This window comes from Streptomyces spinoverrucosus (assembly GCF_006539505.1).
Taxonomy (GTDB): domain Bacteria; phylum Actinomycetota; class Actinomycetes; order Streptomycetales; family Streptomycetaceae; genus Streptomyces; species Streptomyces spinoverrucosus.
In genome coordinates this window covers 1-855 of the sequence record NZ_BJND01000202.1, presented here as the reverse complement: position 1 = coordinate 855, position 855 = coordinate 1, and the positions used below count along the sequence as shown (strand labels likewise).

Here is an 855-nt window from a genome sequence, read left to right as displayed (position 1 = left end):
CTTCAACCTGCCTGCCTGGCTGCGGGGCGTCTACCGCTCGGGCGCAGCGTGCCTTGCTGCGGGCAACCCGTGCGCCGTCAAGCCGCAGGCGTGCCTAGCTGCGGGCAGTCGTGCCGCTGGGGCGGCACGGGTGGGCGCAGCGGCACCCCGTCGCGCCGGGCTGCGCAGCGTCCCGGCCTCGGCATCGACGCCGGGTGCCCATGTGAGCGGCGTTGCTACATGCGGCTCAAGGACGCCGCTGCGAACAGGACGTCTCTGATGGCCTCGCGGTCGCCCAGTTGGCCTGTTGCTGCTTCGTCGGGGGAGACGTGGCCCGCGGCCAGGCGGCAGAATTCGACGCCGTCCAGGGCCACGTGGGCCACCTCGTGGTCGGCGGAGCCAACCGCTGCGGGGGAGTCCAGGGGGATCAGCCACTCGCCGCCGCCCGAGCCCTCGATTTCCAGGCGGAGGGTGCGGCCGGGCTTGCCGGCGGGGACCAGGTGGTGGGGGGTGTGGGCGGGGGACGCCAGGCCCGCGCGGCGGCGTTCCGCGAGGGTGGTGGGGAGTACGCGGGCCGCCAGGTCGATCATGCGGTTGAGGTGGCGGGGCGACGGGGGGTCGTAGGGGTAGTCCACCGCGTCCGCGATGTCCTCCGCGTGCACCCAGCACTCGAACGCCCGGTCGATCATCGCGTCGTGCAGGGGCAGCTCGCAGTCGCCGTACGGCACGCCCAGCCTGCCCGCGCTGCCGCCGGTGAAGGACACCGTGCGTACGACGCCGTGGCTCTGTTCGCGCCAGGGCGCCCGGACGGTGCGGGTCGGTGGGAAGTGGGAGGCCCGCCAGTACGCCTCCGTGCGGCCCGTGGGGGTCGGCGGG

Annotated in this window: 1 pseudogene; it reads right to left on the bottom strand. The window is 74.7% G+C overall.

The window, feature by feature from the left end:
- Positions 1 to 215: 215 nt before the first annotated feature.
- Positions 216 to 855 (bottom strand): annotated as a pseudogene (locus SSP24_RS42530) (MDMPI N domain containing protein); the annotation flags it as partial.